This is a genomic window from Vibrio sp. YQ_11 (assembly GCF_043103065.1).
In the GTDB taxonomy this organism is placed as follows: domain Bacteria; phylum Pseudomonadota; class Gammaproteobacteria; order Enterobacterales; family Vibrionaceae; genus Vibrio; species Vibrio parahaemolyticus.
On record NZ_JBICJM010000048.1, the window covers coordinates 94269 to 112464 of the forward strand.

Below are 18196 nucleotides of genomic sequence, written 5' to 3' on the forward strand. Positions count from 1 at the left end.
GATTACTCCTCCATTGCTTGTTCGAGTTTTTGGTACTGGAACATTTCTGCGTACCAGCCTTGGTGTTCGAGTAGAGAATGATGTTTTCCTCGCTCGGTGACATGGCCATGATTAAGAACGATGATTTCATCAGCCGCTTCCAATGCGGTTAATCGGTGTGCGATAACGATCAACGCTTGATCACGGTAGTGTGTTTCAAGGTTCTTGAGAATCTGGTGTTCGGTTCGACCATCTACGGCGGATAGGGCATCATCTAAAACTAACACTTGAGCGTTGAGAAGCATGGCGCGTGCAATCGCAATACGCTGCTTCTGACCGCCAGAAAGAGTAATGCCTTTTTCGCCAACTTCGGTTTGGTATCCGTCAGGGAATTTCTCTATATCGTCGTGGATACACGCCAATTTCGCTGCTTGATAAACTTGCTCCTTTGTTGCTTGAGGATTACCAAGAGCGATGTTGTCAAAGATCGATTTTGAGAACAAAAATGGACTCTGATTCACAACCGCAAAGCGATTACGCCATTGAGGTAAGATAGCGTCTTTGATTTTGACATCGCCAAACTGAATGGTGCCATTTTCTAAATCATGTTGACGCAATAGCAGGGTGAGTAACGTCGATTTGCCACTGCCTACTGGGCCTGCAATTCCGAGCATTTTCCCTGGCTCTAACGTTACGTCCACAGCGGCAAGAGCTGGTGGGAGTTCTTTACTCCAATGGAACGCGTCAATCTTGATGTGTAGCGGTAATGGTTTGTTATCTAGAGGTTGTGTACCACCAATGATCTCTGGTTGTTCATCGAAGATTTCCTGTAGCCGATTCCATGCGGCAGAACCGCGCTCTAAGATGTTAAACAAGAATGCGAACGCTAGCATTGGCCAAATCATCAAACCCAAGTACATGGTGAAGGCTGTCAAATCACCAAGAGTGATTTCGCCTTTGTCGACCAGATACGCGCCTGCCGCCACACTAAGAAGAAACGAAAGACCAATCGTCAACTGAATCGCAGGGTCAAAGCGCGCATCTACTCTTGCTACCGCGATGTTTTTAGCACCGGTATCGTCAACGACATCTTCAAATCGTTGTTGCTCTTGGTTTTCTAAACCAAAAGCACGCAGCATTCGCACACCATTTAGGGATTCTTGCGTCATATCGGACATCGAAGAGAATGCTTCCTGCGCGACACGAAAACGTTGGTGAAGAATGCGGACGATAAAGAAAATAATTACCGCGAGAAATGGCATTGGCAACAGGGCCATAACGGTCAGTTTCCAACTGACTTGCGTGACCATGATGATCAATACTGCTATGCCTGTGATAACCGAGTCGGCTGCCGTTAATACCCCTTCGCCAGCTGTCATAACGATGTTTCTTACGTCGTTCGTGCCGCGCGCCATCAAATCGCCAGTTTTGTATCGTTCAAAAAAGCGGGGAGGTTGAGTCGAAAGGTGGCGGTAAAGGCGGTTGCGTAAAATGGTTCCAAGTTCCCAACTCGCACCAAATAGCCATATACGCCAGAGGATTCTGCACCCGTAGATGGTGAAAAGTAGAACAATAAGGCCTAACAACCACATGATTAACGTGTTTGTTTCTAATGTGTTATCAACAACGCCATCGACAATCACTCCGACTGCCTTGGGTGGAACCAGCTGAAGGGCAGAGATTACTGCAAATAAAAGAATGGAACCCACATAATGTTTCCATTTTTGTCGGAAATACCAACGCAGCTGCCAGAAAATTCTCATTACGCCTCCTGCTTTAAATTATTGAATTTGTTATGGAACTATTATTGAGCGAAATGATGAGTTTACAAGCACAATTTTTGAGCGAAGAAGAAAACAACAGATTGTGTCGATTTTGAATATATGCACTCAGGAATTACTTGCTTTCTCGCTGCAAGAAAACCATGCAACAAAATTATGTGAAATCTATGTTAAGTTGAGGTTTTGGCGCATAAGTGAGCGCTAAACGTAGAAAGCTTCAAAATGTACAATTTTGAAGCTTGTTTGGGAGGGTTTTTAGCAGTCTTCAGTTTGAATTCCATAGCGAAGTTGTCCGCCTGGTGTTTTAGGGTAGTACACTTCGACATAACACAGGTGATGGATGCTCACGGGTTTGTTGGCAAAGCCGATAAGGAAGTAGGGTTCAGCCTCTGAATCGGCGCCGTACCATTTGTTGATGGTGAGTTGTGGGTCAAAACCGGCAAGTTCTTTTGCTGGAATCACGTTTTTGATTAACCCAAAGTAACCAATAAGATCGTTTACTCCGTCGTTATCTAAGTCGATGTTTCGCGTGTCTTCTGAGTTGATGTTCTCTTGAGACTGAATAACGGCTTTAGTGTAAACAAGGTTGTTGGCTGTCATTAGCGCTTCTCTTGCACCATACAAAACGGCAATTCGTGCGTCTTTTTGTATTCCGAGGAACTTGGGCAGGGCAACAACGCCAACAACACCAAGAATGATGATGCACATTATTAACTCGATAAGGGTAAATCCTCGTGAACCACGCACAACCAGCCTCCAGCTTTGTCATTTTATAGGCTGCTATTCTGGAATAAAAATGGGGTTATATCGGTATTAAAAAAGAATGAGAAGGTGTGACTGTTATTGCAAATCTCATATATAAAACAAGTTGCCTATTTGTTCATTAGAGATTGAAGCGGTTTCTCAATTGGGATTTTAAAGAGAGGAGGGAAAAGGAAAAAAATGAATAAAGATGTGCTCGGGAGGAAAAATCTCCCGAGCCGGAGTATTTAAGATGCGTCCGTTACCGTTTGGCCACTGCGTTTAAATACAAATCGCCAGATAAACAGGACTACTGCGATATAAGCTAAGCCGACACCAAGTGCTTGCCACTCCATACCGTTATACATCGCGATAGGCATCAGAGAGATGATAAAGATATCGGTAATTGAACCAGGCACATAAGCAATGGCGTAGTCATCCAGAACTTTGCTACGCATTTTAGGGTCAACAATGCGCAATAGCGCGATGCCCATTGCAACTGTGCCTGTTAGCCAGCCCCAGGAGAATATGCCTTTTTCAAACCAATCATCGCCCATAATTCGAGGCGCAACCCAGAAGATCAGCCACAACGTAAATGCGATGCCACCAATGGCGAGTACGATCATTGGCGCAAGGTACTGAGCAAGAACAGTAATTTTGATTGCCGAAATACCAAATATGATCAGGTAGTCGGTGCTGATACCAGCTGCGTGCTTAAATGCTCCATCACAAAGGTATCGTGACGCTTTGGTTTGTTTCGCGACAATTCGCACGAGCATTCCGCCCAAAAAGCCCGTTACAAATGTCGGAATTTGTACTTTGTCGTGGAACGACGATAAGTAGTTTGCTGCGACATAAGAGAAAGCCGTAACGACGACGACAAGGGCTGCGTGAATAGCAAATGAATCCACAGAGAGTGAAGACATTGTATCTTTCATCACTGGCTCTTGTTCTGTTGGTTTGACAAGACCTTTTCGTTCATGTTCATCCATGCTGTCAAAAGTTGTAAAGCTTCGAATCCAACCCATTTTTAGAGCAAATTGAAGCATCAGCATGCCGATGGAAATTGAGATGAAGATACCGACTGTCGCAAAGGTCAAACCAAGCGTGAAGCCATCTTCCCAACCAAGACCCGTGAAAATATCTCCCACAACTGAGGCTGAACCGTGACCACCCATGAAACCCGCAGACATTGTTACGCCAAAACCAGGATTGATTTCTGGCCAGAAAAATGTAGTTAAGAGCAGGCCAAACATTGCAGCAAATAACCACTGTGAGACAGAAGCAATTTGGTTAAATGCCCATAACGAGCCTGCACGTTGTGCGACAACTTTTGGGGATGGAACATCCGTTGCTAACCCTAACGCAGAAAAAAGTGCAGCGGTTAATAGGCTTGCGTTAGCGGTAAATGTGTCTGTCCACGGTAATAGATCGAGCATGGCAGGGCCAAACACGAGACCAAATAAACCTGCCAATACAGCAGATGGAATGTACATGCGTTGTAGCAATGGCGTATGCACGCGAATCACTTTCGCTACAATCAAAAGTAAGCCTGCGATGGCTAAGTCAGTCAGCATTAGACCTTTTGGCATTTTTTGTCCTCCAGTAAATGCATTCAAGGGGCATCATCCTTTTGACCAACCTTGATGAAATAAATAACTCCACGTAAGAAAGCGCGAATACGAAATCTTTCGAGTACGGAGCAATGGTCGTTTCAATCAGCGCTCAAGTGCGCAAAAAATCATGAAATGAATATAATTGTCGAGAATGTTCGTGAACTGTTGAGAAACTCGAGCAAGTTTCTCGATTTTATTTTTGATAGTTCACTCAGGAAGGGCGTGTATCCTAGTCAGTTTGAATAGGCAATGCAATTGAGCAGAATCAATAAAACATGCCTAATAAAACATCAACCATAGTTAGGTGTTTGATAAATAAAAATATTGTATGAAAAAATAATTTTGTCGATACGACAATTATTTGTAGTTCTCAAGATGGGAAGGTGGTTGAAGTTTAATGAAGCCAAGAGTGGAGCTAGAGATATGGCCAGAAAAAGCACACTGTGATAAGAGCCAATGTGCTTATCAATTTGTAGTTAGAGTCGATTATCACCAGTACTAAATGCAATGATTTGACTGATTTCGGTGAGGCTACGACCGCTCTCCTTTTGCCATTGCATAAACGCTTGGGTTGATGCATCGTGAGATTTTTTGGTGTCTTTTCCGCCTTCGATGATTTTGCAATTGCGCAAGTATGCTTCCACATCGTTAGACAAAATAAACGTATCAGCACCCATTTGACGTAAAGTATATGGCCCTGTATTACCGCCCAAACGGCTGCCATGTTTTTTTAGATACGCCCAAAGCTCAGTGATTTTCTCCTGAGGCCAATCTGCGACCATTTTGCCAAATGACCCATGTTGGATTGATGCTTCGTGGATCATTCGAGCATTGGCAGGAATCGACATCACTTTCGTTAGGTGGCGAATAATGCGCTCATCGGTTGCTTTGGTTTCCCATTGTTCGTCAGACAGCATCAATAGTGGCTCAATCTTAAATCCGAAGAACACTTCTTCGAAGTTCGGCCACTTGTTGCGAACCACGCTCCACGAAATCCCACTTTGGAACACCTTCATCGAAAAAGCGGCGAGCCAACGGTCATCGGGAATCGCTGCTAATTCCTCTTTACTTAATGGGTGAGACAATAGCGCTTCAAGCTGATCTTCTCCGCCTTTTCGCTCAGCAGCACGTTGATAAATCGCGTCAAATTTTTCGATACTCATAAAAGAAGTTAGTCCTAGTTTATGTCGATATTTGCGAAACATACTACGCTTAAGTGGCTGAATCGTAAATTGATGGAGTGTCACAAATGAAGAAGGTCACATTAACGTTTGTCGGAGAAGGTTCGGAGCGTATTGCGGATAAATTCTATTCTTGGCTTGCTGATGGTGGATTAGAAGACAGCCTAATTGAGACTCTATCGGACAGAGAAGTGTCGGTGGTCGGTATTAGTGATATGGATAACGAAACGCGCGATGTGGTGATTACGACAGAAATGAATTAACGCGTTGTGCGCGGTCAAAACCAAAAGAATGAAATAAAACAAAGCCCTTCGTCAGAAGGGCTTTGTGCGTTTAACTCGTCTTCTTTTGTAAAGTGGATTTAATGATGAACAAGTGTTAAACCGCTTGGTAAAGCATCACCGAAGACACGTTTTGACTCGCTTTCTGAAAGCTCTTTCACTTCTTCAACCAGCGATACCCACGACTCAGGTACTTTGCTCTGTTTGAGTTTTGTTAGAACTTGTTCCCGGTAGTCGTCAGAAATATCGAATAATCGGTCACCCGTCTTACGACAAATCATTACGGCTGCGAAAGCGATCATTGGTTCTTTCAGCCAATTTTGTTCCAAAAGCTTAGGTAACCATTGCTCAGCTTGTTCACGACGAATGACGTTGTGCTGGCTGCCATAAAGCGGTGTGCGAGAAGCCAAACGTCCCATTGCCCACCAGTGTGCTTGTTCAAACTGGTTTTGGTTGATGGCTTTGCTTAAGAACCACGTCGCCAGCAGGACTTTATCTTCCACTTCTAGATGCTCCAGAGAGGCTGAAAGACGCACCATGGATTCGTACCCCATCTCCTGAGCCGCTTTTGCTGACTGCGGATTTTTCATCGCGCCGGGATGCAGATATTTTGCGATGTCTGCCAAAATGGTTTCTTGTTGTTCTTGGCTTAGACCGCCCGCGATACGTCGCCAGAATACCCACCAGTCTGTCCAGCCTTGATGGTTTTTGAACTGAATGTTCTGTTGGTACAGTCCCCAAACTTGCTCAATACGCCAAGAGTCGGTTGGATCGCCAAAGCCCGGACGCAGTGCAAAGCCAGCCAAACGAAGCCAGTTTTTCTCATGTTGTTCAGAGCGACGACGACGCTTACGACCTTGCGCAAAAGTATCGAAAAGCTGACGGAGTGTGGTGAAATCCCACTCATCGCGTTTACCCAGTTTCTTCTCAAGATCTTTTGCTAAGGTTTTGATTTCTTTGCCTTCAGCACTTTTCTTGTTGCCGCTGTATAGACGAGCAATCAGCTCCTTGCATTCGTTCAATCTTGGATGAAGCTGAATTTCCTCACCGTCATCGGCTTGTTTATTGCGAACTTCAAATTCCAGTTCCCAACGTTTGTTGTCGTCTTCGGCACTGACACACTCCATCTTAAGAGTGCCGACTTCGGTTAACTGACACGCCAGTTGCACTTCTACGCGCTCTTTCTGGTTGGCTTGTAGCTCTGCGCCTTCACCTTCAAGTGTGGTGATGTAAGGCGGTAGCGGAGCAAACAAGTCTGGGTCAACGTCAACCATCACACCGTTTTGAATCGCCGTGTTGTTGGTTAAGGTATCGTGTGTAGAAGTCAGCAGGTTAAAGCGGACTGGCTCACCTAGGGTAAGCGAGAAACGACGACCACTTAAGCGGATCTCGTGACCTTCTTCTGTGCCTTTTGCAAGTAAACAGAGGGCTTTACCCATTTTGTTTTTTTCTTGTAGATGCAAGAAGTAAGAGCGTGCAGCACCACCACCAATTTTCAGTTGTGCGCCACGACGCGCTTTACCAAACGCAACCGCACCTAGTGCGACCGACCAATCTGGATGTGGGTTATCTAATACCGTAACTGGTGCGCCGCGCCAGTCAGAAAGTAGGGTAGTGACACGTTCAGTTACCAGATCACTGTTGAACACGCCACCGTTCAGCAATAAGCCAACTGGGATCGCGTTTTGTTTGTCGTCTTCAATGCCAAGAGCGGCGCGAGACACTTGCTGATGTTGAGTTAAGAACTCGGCAACGTGCTTACTGACGGCTGGGTCAGCAACGTATGGAAGACCAAACTCGACAACCGCGCTGCGGCGTTTGTCTGGTACTTCACTGAAATCAGAAAGCGGGAAGAAGCCATCTAATGCGATTTGGTGCACTTCTTGTTTGCTTAGAGCAATACTCTTTGTGCCCCCAAGCAGCTTAGAACCACTGCCTAGCATGGTGATCTTTACTTCGTCAGGCGCGCTTGTTGAGAGCAGGTTTTCTTTGGCTTTACGAGTTTGTTGAATCAGCTTAGTCAGGCTTGCAGCAGTGAGTTTTTTGTTTTGATTGAAGCGACTTTCAGCAAGGTGTGCTAATGCTAAGTCGAGGTTATCACCACCTAGCATTAAGTGTTCACCAACGCCAATACGATCAAGTGCTAAGTCGTCATGAGTGAACTTAGCTTCGATAAGACTTAAGTCTGTTGTACCACCACCCACATCGCAAACAAGGATGAGCGGCAAATCTTTTAATTCGTCAGCTGCGGTTTGCTGGTGGCGTGCGTACCAGTCGTAACACACCGCCTGTGGCTCTTCGAGCAAGACGATTTTTTTCAAGCCTGCAAGCTCGGCGGCTTCAAGTGTCAGTTTACGCGCGGTTTCATCAAATGATGCCGGAACGGTGACAACTACGTCTTGGTCTTCGAGTTTGTTACTTGGATGACGGTAGTTCCATGCTTGACGAATGTGATTGAGGTAACTTGCACTGGCAATAACTGGCGAGACTTTATCCACGTCTTGCGCACCAGCCCAAGGAAGAATGTCTGAGTTACGATCAACCGCTTGGTGTGAGAGCCAGCTTTTCGCGCTGGATACCTGACGGCCTTCTACTTTCGCGCCTAATTCGCGAGCCCATTCACCAACGATGACATTGTTAATGTCGCCAGCAACAGGTTCGTTGTCCCAAGGAAGAGTGAGGTCAGAAGGGGAGATTTGACCTACAGCTGGATGATAGCGGAAAGAGGGCAGAAGTGGTTTACGAACGACTTCGCCCGGACCAATCAGTTGGTCAATGTCAAATAGGGATACTTCGGATTGTTCAAGGTTGTCGGTTATTTCACAGTAGGCCACCACAGTGTTTGTGGTGCCAAGGTCAATACCAACAAGAAAACGAGGAGATGCCATACAAAACCAAACCTTCGTGTATTTAAAAACGGCACCCGATTGGATGCCGTTTGACTTCTAATTATTGTTCTTCGTTTGAGTCACTTTTCGCGTCTTCGCGCACATCGAACTCAACATGCCATTTTTGCCCGTTATCTGCGGCGATGGCTTCTAAGTAAAGCGTGCCAAGCTCTGTGACGCGAGAAGCAAGAGTTACTGGAACCACTTCACCTTCACGACGACCTTCAGATACTGGCAGCGTTACTTGGATTTCTGGTAGCTCTTCAAGCTCTTCTGGTGCCCAGTAGTCTAAGTGAGTACCTGCTAGGTCATCACGACGAACGGTTGAGCCGAAGAATTGGAAGTTAACTGGCTGACCGATGATCAAACCAAACTCTTGGCTTGGTACGTCAACGCTTGAGCCTTCTTCCATACCAAATGGTGCGACACAAAGTGCTTCCATTGGAGGCGCCATGCCCGGAATCGCAGGCATCGCACTTTCGATACCCACGTAGTACGCCGAAGCAATACCACCACGGATACGAACACCTTGACCACGACGCACAGAGCCGTAGTAAGCCGCACCGCTAGCAACCGCAAGGTCTAGATCCACACCTGTTAGGCGTTTTGCCATTTCTGCATCTGCTTCAATTAGCCATTCGTTGATCGTGTCTTCTAGACGAGTTGCTAGAAGTTTCGATTTCAGAACACCGCCGTTGAATAGGATTGCTGTTGGCTTGATGAAGTCAGCCGATTGCGCTGCATCCGCGCCAGGCATACCTGGCATGTTTGCAAATGGGTTGAAATCTTGAGCTTGCGCTGATTCACCGCCGCTTTGCGCGTGTGCTTGCTTAGACAAGAATGCTGCAATGTGGCGAGTAATACCCGCATCTTGTGCGTAAGGCAGACCCATTTGTGTTAGTGCACCACGGTTACGTTGAACAGGGTGGTCGGTAATCGCAACTTGAGGGAAGAAACCGTCAACTAATGTTTGTTGTACTTCTTCTTGAGTCAGTTCTGTCTTCAGCGTTGCACCAAGCAGTTTAGAACCGCGACTTGGTACAACGATTGGCACTGACTGAAGCTCGCTGTCGTTCAATAGCGCTTCTTTAGCGTCACGACATGCGTGCGTCATCGCCTGAACTTGCCATGGCTGTAGCTCTTTGCCTTCTTGCGCTAGCTTCATCTTCAAGCGGTACGCAAGTGCAAGGTCCATGTTGTCACCGCCAAGTAGAATATGTTCACCTACCGCGATACGGTTCAACGTTAGATTGCCTTCGTCTTCTGTTACTTCAACTAAAGAAAGGTCGGTTGTACCACCACCGATATCGACCACAAGCACGATGTCGCCAACTTCAACTTCGTCGCGCCATTTGTCGTTGCTGTTATCAATCCAGTTGTAAAGCGCAGCTTGAGGCTCTTCTAGAAGCGTTAGGTGCACAAAACCAACGTTGCGTGCAGCTTCGGCTGTCAGGTCACGAGCCGCAGGATCGAAAGAAGCTGGAACCGTAATGGTAACGTCTTGATCGGCAAGTTTGTGGTTTGGATTCGCGTGATTCCAAGCGTCTTTTAGGTGCTCAAGGTATAACTCGGTTGCGCGAAGAGGGGATACTTTTTCCACTTCTTCTGGGCTACCTGCTGGTAGGAATGCGTCACGACGGTTTACACCTGCATGGCAAAGCCAAGATTTTGCACTAGCAACCAAACGAATTGGTGTTTTTGAACCTAGGTTACGAGCAATCGCACCGACAAGTGCCTTTGGCTCGCTCGACCATGGAAGAACGCGTGATTGCGGGTTCATTTCATGCTCATGCGGCTGGTATAGGAACGAGCCTAATTGGCTGCGAGTTTCTACAGTACCCGGCGCTGTTAGCTGCGGGATAGGCATGACTTGTACACGAGCGTCTTCGTCTTGAGTATCAACGTAAGACATTACGCAGTGAGTGGTACCTAAGTCGATACCAACACTGAATTTAGGAGACTGTTGCTCTTGCACTGTTTCTTGAGAAAGGTTTTCTTGGTTCATGTATTCCATTACAGCTCAACCTCAGCTGGAGCAATCACAGAAGCATCGTAGTTCTCAGCCAGTTTAGGCAGGTTCATAGACGTTGCCTTCCAACCTTTGTGAACTAGAGTGCCGTGGAACGGCGCGCTGCCTGTCACGTTACCAGTTAGGCGGATTTCTTGTGGGTTGAAGCCTTCTTCAACCGTAATACGAGTTTCTTCTTCTTCGTTACGAACGTGCGCAAGTGTCACGTAATCGTTCAATACTTTTTGACCGCCAGTGTGGATAACACGAGCCGCAGCGCCTACTTCTTCATCAGAGAACGAAGTTAGGTCTTCTTTCAAGAAGTCGATTAGACGCGCTTCTTGCTGCATGATAGAAAGCAGCTGCATTGCAGAATCAGTAGAAGCTGTTGCAAGTTTTGATTCAACTTCCACCACTTTTTCTACGACTTTCTCTACTTCTACAACCTTTTCCACTTCAACGATCTTCTCGACTGGCTTTTCAACCTCGACGATTTTCTCGACAGGTTTCTCTACCACTTTCTCAATCACTTTTGATTTGCGTGATACTGCGATCAGAACAAGCAATACGCTCGAAGCAGCAAGGCCTGCGTGAAGCATATCGAACGTTTGAGGAATTAGGTTCAAATCAATGTTCATGACGTTTTTTCTCTTTCTATTGATTGCTCGGTGCTCAGTGTTGGCTCAATTTATTGACTAAAAGCGATCGTCTTTGCGATCTTGCACCAAGTTTAGACATTAAAATGATGACGGATGGTAGCATATTCAAGGCCTAAGGCTGTAATAATTCGTGAATATACCGTACGATCAGCGTGAAAAATCAACGATTGGACTAAGCTTGGTAGGTTGCTGCTTGATGTTTATTCGCTGGTAACGCAGTATTTCCCTAAATACCGAAGTTTAACTTACGGAAATATCAGTAGACGAGATGACCACAAGCACTGCTCAAAAGAGCTTTATAAAGAGACACTCTGATTCCATTTCTGCTTTTGTAGCGGCGCTCCTCGTCACTGCAGGCGTAATTGGTGTGGCCTACCAAATTCAGCAACGATATACCCTCGCTACTTTTGCAACCCTTGCAGATCGACAAGCTGAATCTCTAAAAGCAAATGTTGAAAATGATTTGAAATTTATCGGAGCGGGAGCCAATTTTTATCATTCTATAGACAGTTCTTATTGGTCAGCATTTCCCGTTTATGCAGAGCAGGTTATCAATAGCTCGCACAGTTTGATTGGTTTGCAGTGGATGCAACGAGTAGAGCGAGAAGATTTAGACGCGCACATTGCTAAAATGCGTAAAATATACCCAGATTACCAAATCTTTACCGTTCCAAAAGATCAGCCCAAAACCTTTGGCTACATTCTAGAAAACAACACTCCTGTTTACGTTGCAACGGACATCTACCCAAGAACCCAAGCCAACTTATCTTTACTTGGTTTTTACTCCTCTCGAAAGCGTTTTGATTTGATCTTTGACGACATCTCGACGCACAAACGCGCAAATGTTTCCGATAAAGTTCGTCTGCTTCAAGACGGCTACGACAAATCCATCCCCAAATCGGGCTTGCTGGTGTATCACCCGGTCTTTGACTCCGAGAATAAAAACCTGTTGGGTGTGGTTACAGGTGTGATTCGTAGCACTGTTTATTTCGAAGAACTGATCACCAAGACGGCGACGGAACTTGATATGTCGGTCAGAGTGGAAGACTTAGGTTTCGATGCCTCTGACGACCCGTTTTTGTTTCAAAGTGAAAACTGGGATCGGATCAGCGGTAAAGTGATCAGCCGAACGATTCAGCTGCCTAATCGACAATGGCGAATTGATTTCAAACTTTCAGATGCCGTGTCTGCTTGGGAGCGCTCCATTTTAACGGGAACGACCATCGCAGGTCTTCTGATTGCGTTTTTGATCAGCTACATCGTTAACTTACAGTCACGAGAAAAAGAACGTTTAGCCGAAATGCTTGATATTAAGACGGTTGAGCTAAAACGCATGGCCGAGTTAGACCCTCTGACGCAATTGTTGAACCGTCGAGTGTTTAACGACAACTTGCTCAATCAAATTAATAGCGGCAAACCGTTCTCTTTGGTTGGTTTCGATATTGACCATTTCAAAGTGATTAATGATAAGTACGGTCATTTGGCGGGTGATGAAGCTTTACTTCATGTCACGAGATTGGTTAATGCCAACTTAAATGCGGGTGACCGATTCTATCGTGCTGGTGGAGATGAGTTTTGTATTCTTTCCACGGTGACGGACACAGAAGAGCTAGAAGCGTATCTTGAAAAATTACGCGGCATCGTGGCGAGCTCGTCATTTGACTATGAAGAGGCGTCTATAATTTGCACATTGAGTATTGGTGCGGTAGTTCATCACGACGAAGATCCGGAAAACTTGTACCACAAAATGGATGCTCAACTGTACTTCAGTAAGGAAAATGGCCGTAATAACGTGTCGATCGGCGATTAAATCAGCGCGCAAATTCGAGTTTTTCATAGTGTTGCGGTAGAATCGCACCCTTTCAAATTTACGCTAGGAACCAAGACAAGCTATGAACCATAACCGTATCGTCTGCTTCGATTTAGAAATGTGCTGCTGGAGCGAGAATGGCGTCGGCCGCACGGGAGAGATCATCGAAGTAGGGTTAGCTGAAATAGATTTGTCTAAAGGCGAGATCGTCAAGCGTGCTCAATACTACGTGAAGCCAGAACATGATGAAGTGTCACTGTTTTGTGCCGAGCTGACGGGCATCACGCCGCGTAAAATCGAAAAGCAAGGCAGACCATTGGCCGAAGTAATCAAATCTATGATTAAGAACTTTGGTGGTCGCAACAAGATTTATGCTTCTTGGGGACGTGACGATGTCATTCTTCTTGAAGAGTGTAAACAAAAAGGCATTGAAGCGCCGTTTACGGAATTCATCAATCTCGCGACGCTGTACCGTATTCAAAACCGTTTAAAAGACAAGCGAATTGGCCACCGAGCTGCGCAAGAAGCGAAAGGTATTGAGTGGGAAGGGCGTCAGCACTCGGGCTACGTGGACGCGCACAACCTAGCGAAGCTTGCGCTCACAATGCTGTAATTAATTCGTCATCCAATCATTGTTGTTTTGTCATGGATGTAGCTTAGTGTAGAAGCTGTCAAACACATTCATACCTTGACCAGTATTTTAATAACAATGTCGTTGGCTGAAGAAAAAACGCGCGTAATGCGCGTTTTTTTATTGGTAGAAAATGAGCATTGAGCACCAATTTTATTGCCATTACGTTACTGTGATTGCAGTTTTGCGCGGATAAAATCGCTGTGGTCAACGTACAAGAGTTCTGCGGTTTTGCGAATTACGGCATCCTCAAGTGGGTCGATTTGTCCATCGGCATAAGCGACTTCCCACATGCTCTTAATCAAGTTGTAGCGAGTCTCTTGTGTGAGCTCTCGAAGCTGGGAAGTAAAATCGTACAAAGAGGTAGCGTCTTGCGTTTTTTCTTTTGCCTGAGCAAGTAACTGCTCCGATTCTTGCTCGTTTAACTCGAGCAACTTCATCAGTAAAGAACGCTTTGTGCTTTCTTCTTTTTCATCAATTAGATGATCCGCACCAGACACTTCACACAGCAGACATGCGATCGCCATGTTTGGCGACAGTGCATTGGTTTTGCTCAAATCCGAGCCGTCGATAAGTTGTTTAAACAACGAAGTAAGAGAATTAAACATAGTAAGCACCAAGCTGTTTTCTTTTAAGATGGTAATAGATACGGCAAATCTCAAGGTGTCGTATCAAATTTAGCACCGACCTGACTGGTTATTTTCCTTTATCTTCTGCGCGAGTTGGAGGGAAGTTAATCTCCTCTCCGTCGCTAGTCAGAATGCCAATGTGACTCGGTTTCCCTTCATCGTCCAAGCGTAGCTCTCCGATAGCACTGTGATTAACCAAGCGATAAAAATTGTGAGTGCTTGGCGCGCGTTTGTAGATCTTCAAGCGTTTACGTTTCGTAAACCAGTTGAGTGGTGAACGCGGACTGTAAAGCATTCTGTCTAGGCCATCGCAGATCGTGAGCAGTTGCGTAGGGAACTGGTTTTTAATGCCGCTACAGGTGATTTGATAAATATTCGGGCTGTTTTTTCGATAACGCAATTTGATGTCATAGGCGAACGAGTAGTGAACGTCACCAGACAAAATCACAAAGTTGGTTGGTGTTTTGGTATGCGTAAAAATACTGATGAGCGTATTGGCACTGCCCGGATGCGCCATCCAGTTTTCGGCATCGACCATCAACGGTTTGCCAAGCATTGTTACCACACGCTGCAAGGCTTCAATGAATTTCACACCAAACATGGGAGCGGCAGAAACAATAATCACTTTGTCTTGATGCACCAGCTCTTGGTGGAAGTCAATCATCGCTTCCCAATCCATCAAACCCGATGGTTTATTCATGCGAGATTCAGACCGCCAGCGGCGAGTTCGTGTGTCGAGTACCACGACCTTTGGTGAAGTAGGGATAGTGTAATGCCATTCTTCGAAGCGATAGAGATGTTGAATAAAGGCATCTTGAGCTTGCGAAGAGGGCGCGTCGAAAAAGTGGTTCGCGTGTCGCCAAAACGTCTCGTTAAACTTTTCTGGCGCGTTTCCCCAGCCTTGGCAAAGCCAGTACGCGATCAAACTGTTGCCGATAATGCGTTTTGAGAAAGCGTTGCTGTAAGCCGCTTGTTCCCAGCCGATGGTTAAGTTCCAATCGTCGGTTACATCGTGATCATCAAAGATCATATAGGTAGGAATGTGCGCGAGCAGTCTTTGTACCTTCGCCAAACCTGCAACAAAGTTGTCTATTTGGACTTTTTCATCGCGCCATTGCTGTTGCCATTTGGGTTCGAGAGTTTTTCCACCAACCGTGAATGCAGTTTCCAGCAAGCGGTCGCGTTTGATTAGATCCCAAAGGGTAGGTGACCAAACTAGCAGATACATCGCAAAGCATTCAGCGAAACTGATCAGGTGGTTTTCACACTCTTTCGCACTAAAAATGGGTGTGTCACGATGAGGGAACAGCTTAGTTAACAAACTACCATCATCGACATAATGTGGCAGAAGCTTATCGCGTCCATAGTAGCAATCTGGGTGTTTATACAGTTCTTTTGTATCTGCAATGGGCGCTTGCTCAAATTGCTCGTCTGGTAATCCTAGTAGCTTAACGACTTGCTCAATGGCGTCCAAAGTCGGCCCCGCTACGTGGTCTGCATAAATTTGGTCGCCACTCATGATCAGCATGTCTGGTCGCTTATCAACACGTAAGCTAGCGACCTTTTCGTCTGCAGTGACTAAAGTGTCTTTACTAAAATGGTGAGGATTTCGACAAGAGCCATGAAGAACGTAATCGGCTTTCTCGCTGATCACAAACTCCAATCCTTGATGTGGATGTTGGTCTTGTTCATAGCTCAGATGTGGCAACAGCTCAGTCAATAGACCATCTTGAGTTTGAATTTGGTAGCGAAGCGGTTGATGAGTTGGGTAATCACCTTTAATGGCGAGTAAGCTTACCCACGCGCTCTGACCTATTTGGAGCTGCTGAAGTTCATCAAGTGATTGTGATGTGTATACGTTGTGAGTGCTTGCATCCATTATTTCAACCACGCCTTTAAGAGGCTTGGTCGTCACTAACCAAATGTTGATTTCAGACGCGGTAACTTTGCGCAGGACAGGCCCGGCAATAACAAGAGGAAGGGGAGTAGGTTCAGTATTGGTCAACGTTGTTGGCAAAGCGCTTCCTTATGTATCTGATTCTTCTTCTAATACTTCGATGACTTGAGAGCTGCTAAGTTCATGTCCCATTAAAAACAAACCTAACATCGCATCCGCTTTTGATGCGTTGTCACTGTCTTCATCCAGAATTTGTTGCAGGCGAGTGCGTATCAAATCTATTTCATGATCGACAAAACCACGGCCTTCTTCTTCACCTTGTCCATCTTCAGGTGCGTTATCGAAATGCAAAAACAGGAGCTCACCATCGAGCTTGGTATCCACTAATCTTTCAGGTAGCCACTCTTCTCCCATCACGATGTCTGGGTTGGAGTTAGACGGCAAATTATTGAGGATAGAGATAAGTTCTGATGCTTTCACGTTTACTTCGTTATGTTTAAGTTCAAGCTAAACCCATAAGTGGCTGCTTTTAATGATTTTTGATGACGACATGCCTAGATTACTGGCATAGTTCGTTGTTAGGTTAACAACGCACTGAGATTATGTTCATGCCAACGTATCAAAGTGCATGACGCGAACTGTCACGCACATGACAACGTTAAGTATTGTAACGGCTAATATCGAAAGAACATAAGCTTAATTCACTGATTTTCTCCATCAACTTTGATTAAAACCCATGAAGAGATTGAAACAAGCCACCATGATGCTTCCGCTCGCTGCGGCTGTATCAACGGCTTATGCAACAGATGAGCAAACGTGGGGCATTGCCGCCATGTATCGCACGGCCTCGATTCCTTTTTACACTGCTAACGATGACTCTACGGTGAGCACCTTCGTACCGATGATGTTTTTTGAAAATGAACATTTGTACATTAACGGACTCGAGGGTGGTGCTTTTCTGTTTAACGAAGAGGATTCTGACTGGCGAGTGAGCGCGATTACGCGTCTTCGTTTTGTCGACATTCCTAAATCCGTTCAAAACGCGTTTGAAGGTGATCGCGTCGATTTTGGTGGCCAACTGCGTTATGACTTCAATGAAAACTGGCGCGCTGAAGTGGAGTTGATGACGGATGACGAGTTTCAGTTCCACTCAAACTACAGAATTGCAGCAAATTACGAGCTGGGTGATTGGGAGTTCGAACCATCTTTTACCATCCGTTATAAGGACTCTGATTTCAACAGCGAGTATTACGCTTTCAAAGATGTGACAGGGGAAAGAATCGGTGCTGGCGCAGATGCTAATCTGGGCATCAAAGCGCGTTATCACGTGATTTCTAACCTCTATTTGTTGGGTGAAACCAGCGTGACGCGCTTAGACAACGAAGCTTACAAGAGCGGAATTGTCGAAGATCGTTACCAAGGTGAAGTGTTTGTCGGTTTCGGCTTCTTTAACGACAAAGGCAAAGAGCGAAAATCTGACCTTCACAATCGTCCATATTTGCGAATTGCGCACGGTTGGGCGACGCCTTCCAATATGGGCGACATTTTCAAGTTCAACGCTGAAAAGGATGAATACGATAATCAGCTCACTTCGTTTTTCTACGGACATCCGTTGACTGATGAACTGTTTGGTTTGCCTCTTGATATCTATTTAACGCCTGGTTTGGTTCACCATTGGTCGTCGGATGTTCAGTCGTCTAGTACCGAATATGTCATGGCGATTAAAGCGTATTACACCTTTAACTGGCCGACTCAATGGCGTTTTGGTGTTGCGGAAGGGATGTCTTACATTGACAACATCACCTATATCGAAGGTACAGAAATGGAAGAGAAGGGTTACACGCCAAGTAACTTGCTTAACTATTTGGACTTTTCATTGGATGTGAACGTCGGTGACCTGTTTAACCAAAAAGATTGGGAGAACATGTGGGTGGGGTATTCGTTACACCATCGCTCTGCGATCTTTGAAAACGCCTCTCAATTCGGCAGAATTAAAGGCGGAAGTAACTACAACACGATTTATTTCCAATACGAATTCTAAATACATTATTAAGCCCTGTAATCCTACAGGGCTTTTTATTATCCAACAATTGAT

General features: G+C 45.6%; 14 protein-coding genes. 4 read left to right on the top strand and 10 right to left on the bottom strand.

Annotated elements, in window-relative coordinates; translation table 11 throughout:
* Nucleotides 1-2: 2 nt before the first annotated feature.
* The 4 genes from ACF8EG_RS18900 to ACF8EG_RS18915 form a co-directional block, all read right to left on the bottom strand.
* On the bottom strand, nucleotides 3-1742 hold the full coding sequence (locus ACF8EG_RS18900; protein ID WP_025792275.1) for an ABC transporter transmembrane domain-containing protein: 1740 nt from the start codon (nucleotides 1740-1742) through the stop codon (nucleotides 3-5).
* A gap of 273 nt (nucleotides 1743-2015) precedes the next feature.
* Entirely contained in the window at nucleotides 2016-2507 is a 492-nt protein-coding gene (locus tag ACF8EG_RS18905) for a prepilin-type N-terminal cleavage/methylation domain-containing protein (RefSeq protein ID WP_029827916.1), read from the bottom strand.
* A gap of 242 nt (nucleotides 2508-2749) precedes the next feature.
* Entirely contained in the window at nucleotides 2750-4093 is a 1344-nt protein-coding gene (locus ACF8EG_RS18910) for a sodium/glutamate symporter (protein ID WP_005454913.1), read from the bottom strand.
* Between the two features lie 500 nt (nucleotides 4094-4593).
* Nucleotides 4594-5280, bottom strand: a complete 687-nt coding sequence (locus tag ACF8EG_RS18915; protein ID WP_069506929.1) for a DNA-3-methyladenine glycosylase I — start codon at nucleotides 5278-5280, stop codon at nucleotides 4594-4596.
* Nucleotides 5281-5366: 86 nt separating this feature from the next.
* On the opposite strand from ACF8EG_RS18915, the gene ACF8EG_RS18920 reads away from it, so the two are divergent.
* A complete protein-coding gene (locus ACF8EG_RS18920; protein ID WP_005455030.1) occupies nucleotides 5367-5561 on the top strand; it encodes a hypothetical protein in 195 nt (64 codons plus the stop codon).
* A gap of 98 nt (nucleotides 5562-5659) precedes the next feature.
* Here ACF8EG_RS18920 and ACF8EG_RS18925 read toward each other — a convergent pair whose 3' ends face one another.
* From ACF8EG_RS18925 to ACF8EG_RS18935, 3 genes are all read right to left on the bottom strand, one after another.
* On the bottom strand, nucleotides 5660-8467 hold the full coding sequence (locus ACF8EG_RS18925; RefSeq protein WP_069506931.1) for an Hsp70 family protein: 2808 nt from the start codon (nucleotides 8465-8467) through the stop codon (nucleotides 5660-5662).
* 61 nt (nucleotides 8468-8528) lie between these two features.
* A complete protein-coding gene (locus ACF8EG_RS18930) occupies nucleotides 8529-10481 on the bottom strand; it encodes an Hsp70 family protein (RefSeq protein ID WP_069506933.1) in 1953 nt (650 codons plus the stop codon).
* On the bottom strand, nucleotides 10481-11113 hold the full coding sequence (locus tag ACF8EG_RS18935; protein ID WP_069506935.1) for a DUF2760 domain-containing protein: 633 nt from the start codon (nucleotides 11111-11113) through the stop codon (nucleotides 10481-10483). Before ACF8EG_RS18935 ends, ACF8EG_RS18930 begins: the two co-directional genes overlap by 1 nt.
* A 289-nt stretch (nucleotides 11114-11402) precedes the next feature.
* Between ACF8EG_RS18935 and ACF8EG_RS18940 the strand changes: the two genes are divergently transcribed.
* The gene (locus ACF8EG_RS18940) at nucleotides 11403-12944 is read left to right on the top strand and encodes a sensor domain-containing diguanylate cyclase (RefSeq protein WP_031853919.1); all 1542 of its coding nucleotides are present in this window, start codon (nucleotides 11403-11405) and stop codon (nucleotides 12942-12944) included.
* An 82-nt stretch (nucleotides 12945-13026) separates the two neighbouring features.
* Nucleotides 13027-13557, top strand: coding sequence for a 3'-5' exonuclease (locus ACF8EG_RS18945; RefSeq protein WP_005454828.1), 531 nt, complete (start codon nucleotides 13027-13029; stop codon nucleotides 13555-13557).
* A gap of 185 nt (nucleotides 13558-13742) precedes the next feature.
* On the opposite strand, the gene ACF8EG_RS18950 is transcribed toward ACF8EG_RS18945, so the two are convergent.
* The 3 genes from ACF8EG_RS18950 to ACF8EG_RS18960 form a co-directional block, all read right to left on the bottom strand.
* Complete coding sequence (locus tag ACF8EG_RS18950; RefSeq protein WP_005454910.1) at nucleotides 13743-14183, bottom strand: TerB family tellurite resistance protein; 441 nt, start codon at nucleotides 14181-14183, stop codon at nucleotides 13743-13745.
* A gap of 88 nt (nucleotides 14184-14271) precedes the next feature.
* Entirely contained in the window at nucleotides 14272-16221 is a 1950-nt protein-coding gene (locus ACF8EG_RS18955) for an alkaline phosphatase D family protein (protein ID WP_069506937.1), read from the bottom strand.
* 9 nt (nucleotides 16222-16230) lie between these two features.
* Nucleotides 16231-16581, bottom strand: a complete 351-nt coding sequence (locus tag ACF8EG_RS18960; RefSeq protein ID WP_021449112.1) for a hypothetical protein — start codon at nucleotides 16579-16581, stop codon at nucleotides 16231-16233.
* 280 nt (nucleotides 16582-16861) lie between these two features.
* Between ACF8EG_RS18960 and ACF8EG_RS18965 the strand changes: the two genes are divergently transcribed.
* The gene (locus tag ACF8EG_RS18965) at nucleotides 16862-18142 is read left to right on the top strand and encodes a MipA/OmpV family protein (RefSeq protein WP_224067100.1); all 1281 of its coding nucleotides are present in this window, start codon (nucleotides 16862-16864) and stop codon (nucleotides 18140-18142) included.
* Nucleotides 18143-18196 lie beyond the last annotated feature (54 nt).

What these genes read in the sequence shown, in the direction of transcription:
- ACF8EG_RS18935 (WP_069506935.1), bottom strand. Translation starts at nt 11,113, where the DNA reads ATGAACATTGATTTGAACCTAATTCCTCAAACGTTCGATATGCTTCAC.
- ACF8EG_RS18925 (WP_069506931.1), bottom strand. Translation starts at nt 8,467, where the DNA reads ATGGCATCTCCTCGTTTTCTTGTTGGTATTGACCTTGGCACCACAAAC.
- ACF8EG_RS18965 (WP_224067100.1), top strand. Translation starts at nt 16,862, where the DNA reads ATGATGCTTCCGCTCGCTGCGGCTGTATCAACGGCTTATGCAACAGAT.
- ACF8EG_RS18940 (WP_031853919.1), top strand. Translation starts at nt 11,403, where the DNA reads ATGACCACAAGCACTGCTCAAAAGAGCTTTATAAAGAGACACTCTGAT.
- ACF8EG_RS18950 (WP_005454910.1), bottom strand. Translation starts at nt 14,183, where the DNA reads ATGTTTAATTCTCTTACTTCGTTGTTTAAACAACTTATCGACGGCTCG.
- ACF8EG_RS18930 (WP_069506933.1), bottom strand. Translation starts at nt 10,481, where the DNA reads ATGGAATACATGAACCAAGAAAACCTTTCTCAAGAAACAGTGCAAGAG.
- ACF8EG_RS18910 (WP_005454913.1), bottom strand. Translation starts at nt 4,093, where the DNA reads ATGCCAAAAGGTCTAATGCTGACTGACTTAGCCATCGCAGGCTTACTT.
- ACF8EG_RS18920 (WP_005455030.1), top strand. Translation starts at nt 5,367, where the DNA reads ATGAAGAAGGTCACATTAACGTTTGTCGGAGAAGGTTCGGAGCGTATT.
- ACF8EG_RS18900 (WP_025792275.1), bottom strand. Translation starts at nt 1,742, where the DNA reads ATGAGAATTTTCTGGCAGCTGCGTTGGTATTTCCGACAAAAATGGAAA.
- ACF8EG_RS18945 (WP_005454828.1), top strand. Translation starts at nt 13,027, where the DNA reads ATGAACCATAACCGTATCGTCTGCTTCGATTTAGAAATGTGCTGCTGG.
- ACF8EG_RS18915 (WP_069506929.1), bottom strand. Translation starts at nt 5,280, where the DNA reads ATGAGTATCGAAAAATTTGACGCGATTTATCAACGTGCTGCTGAGCGA.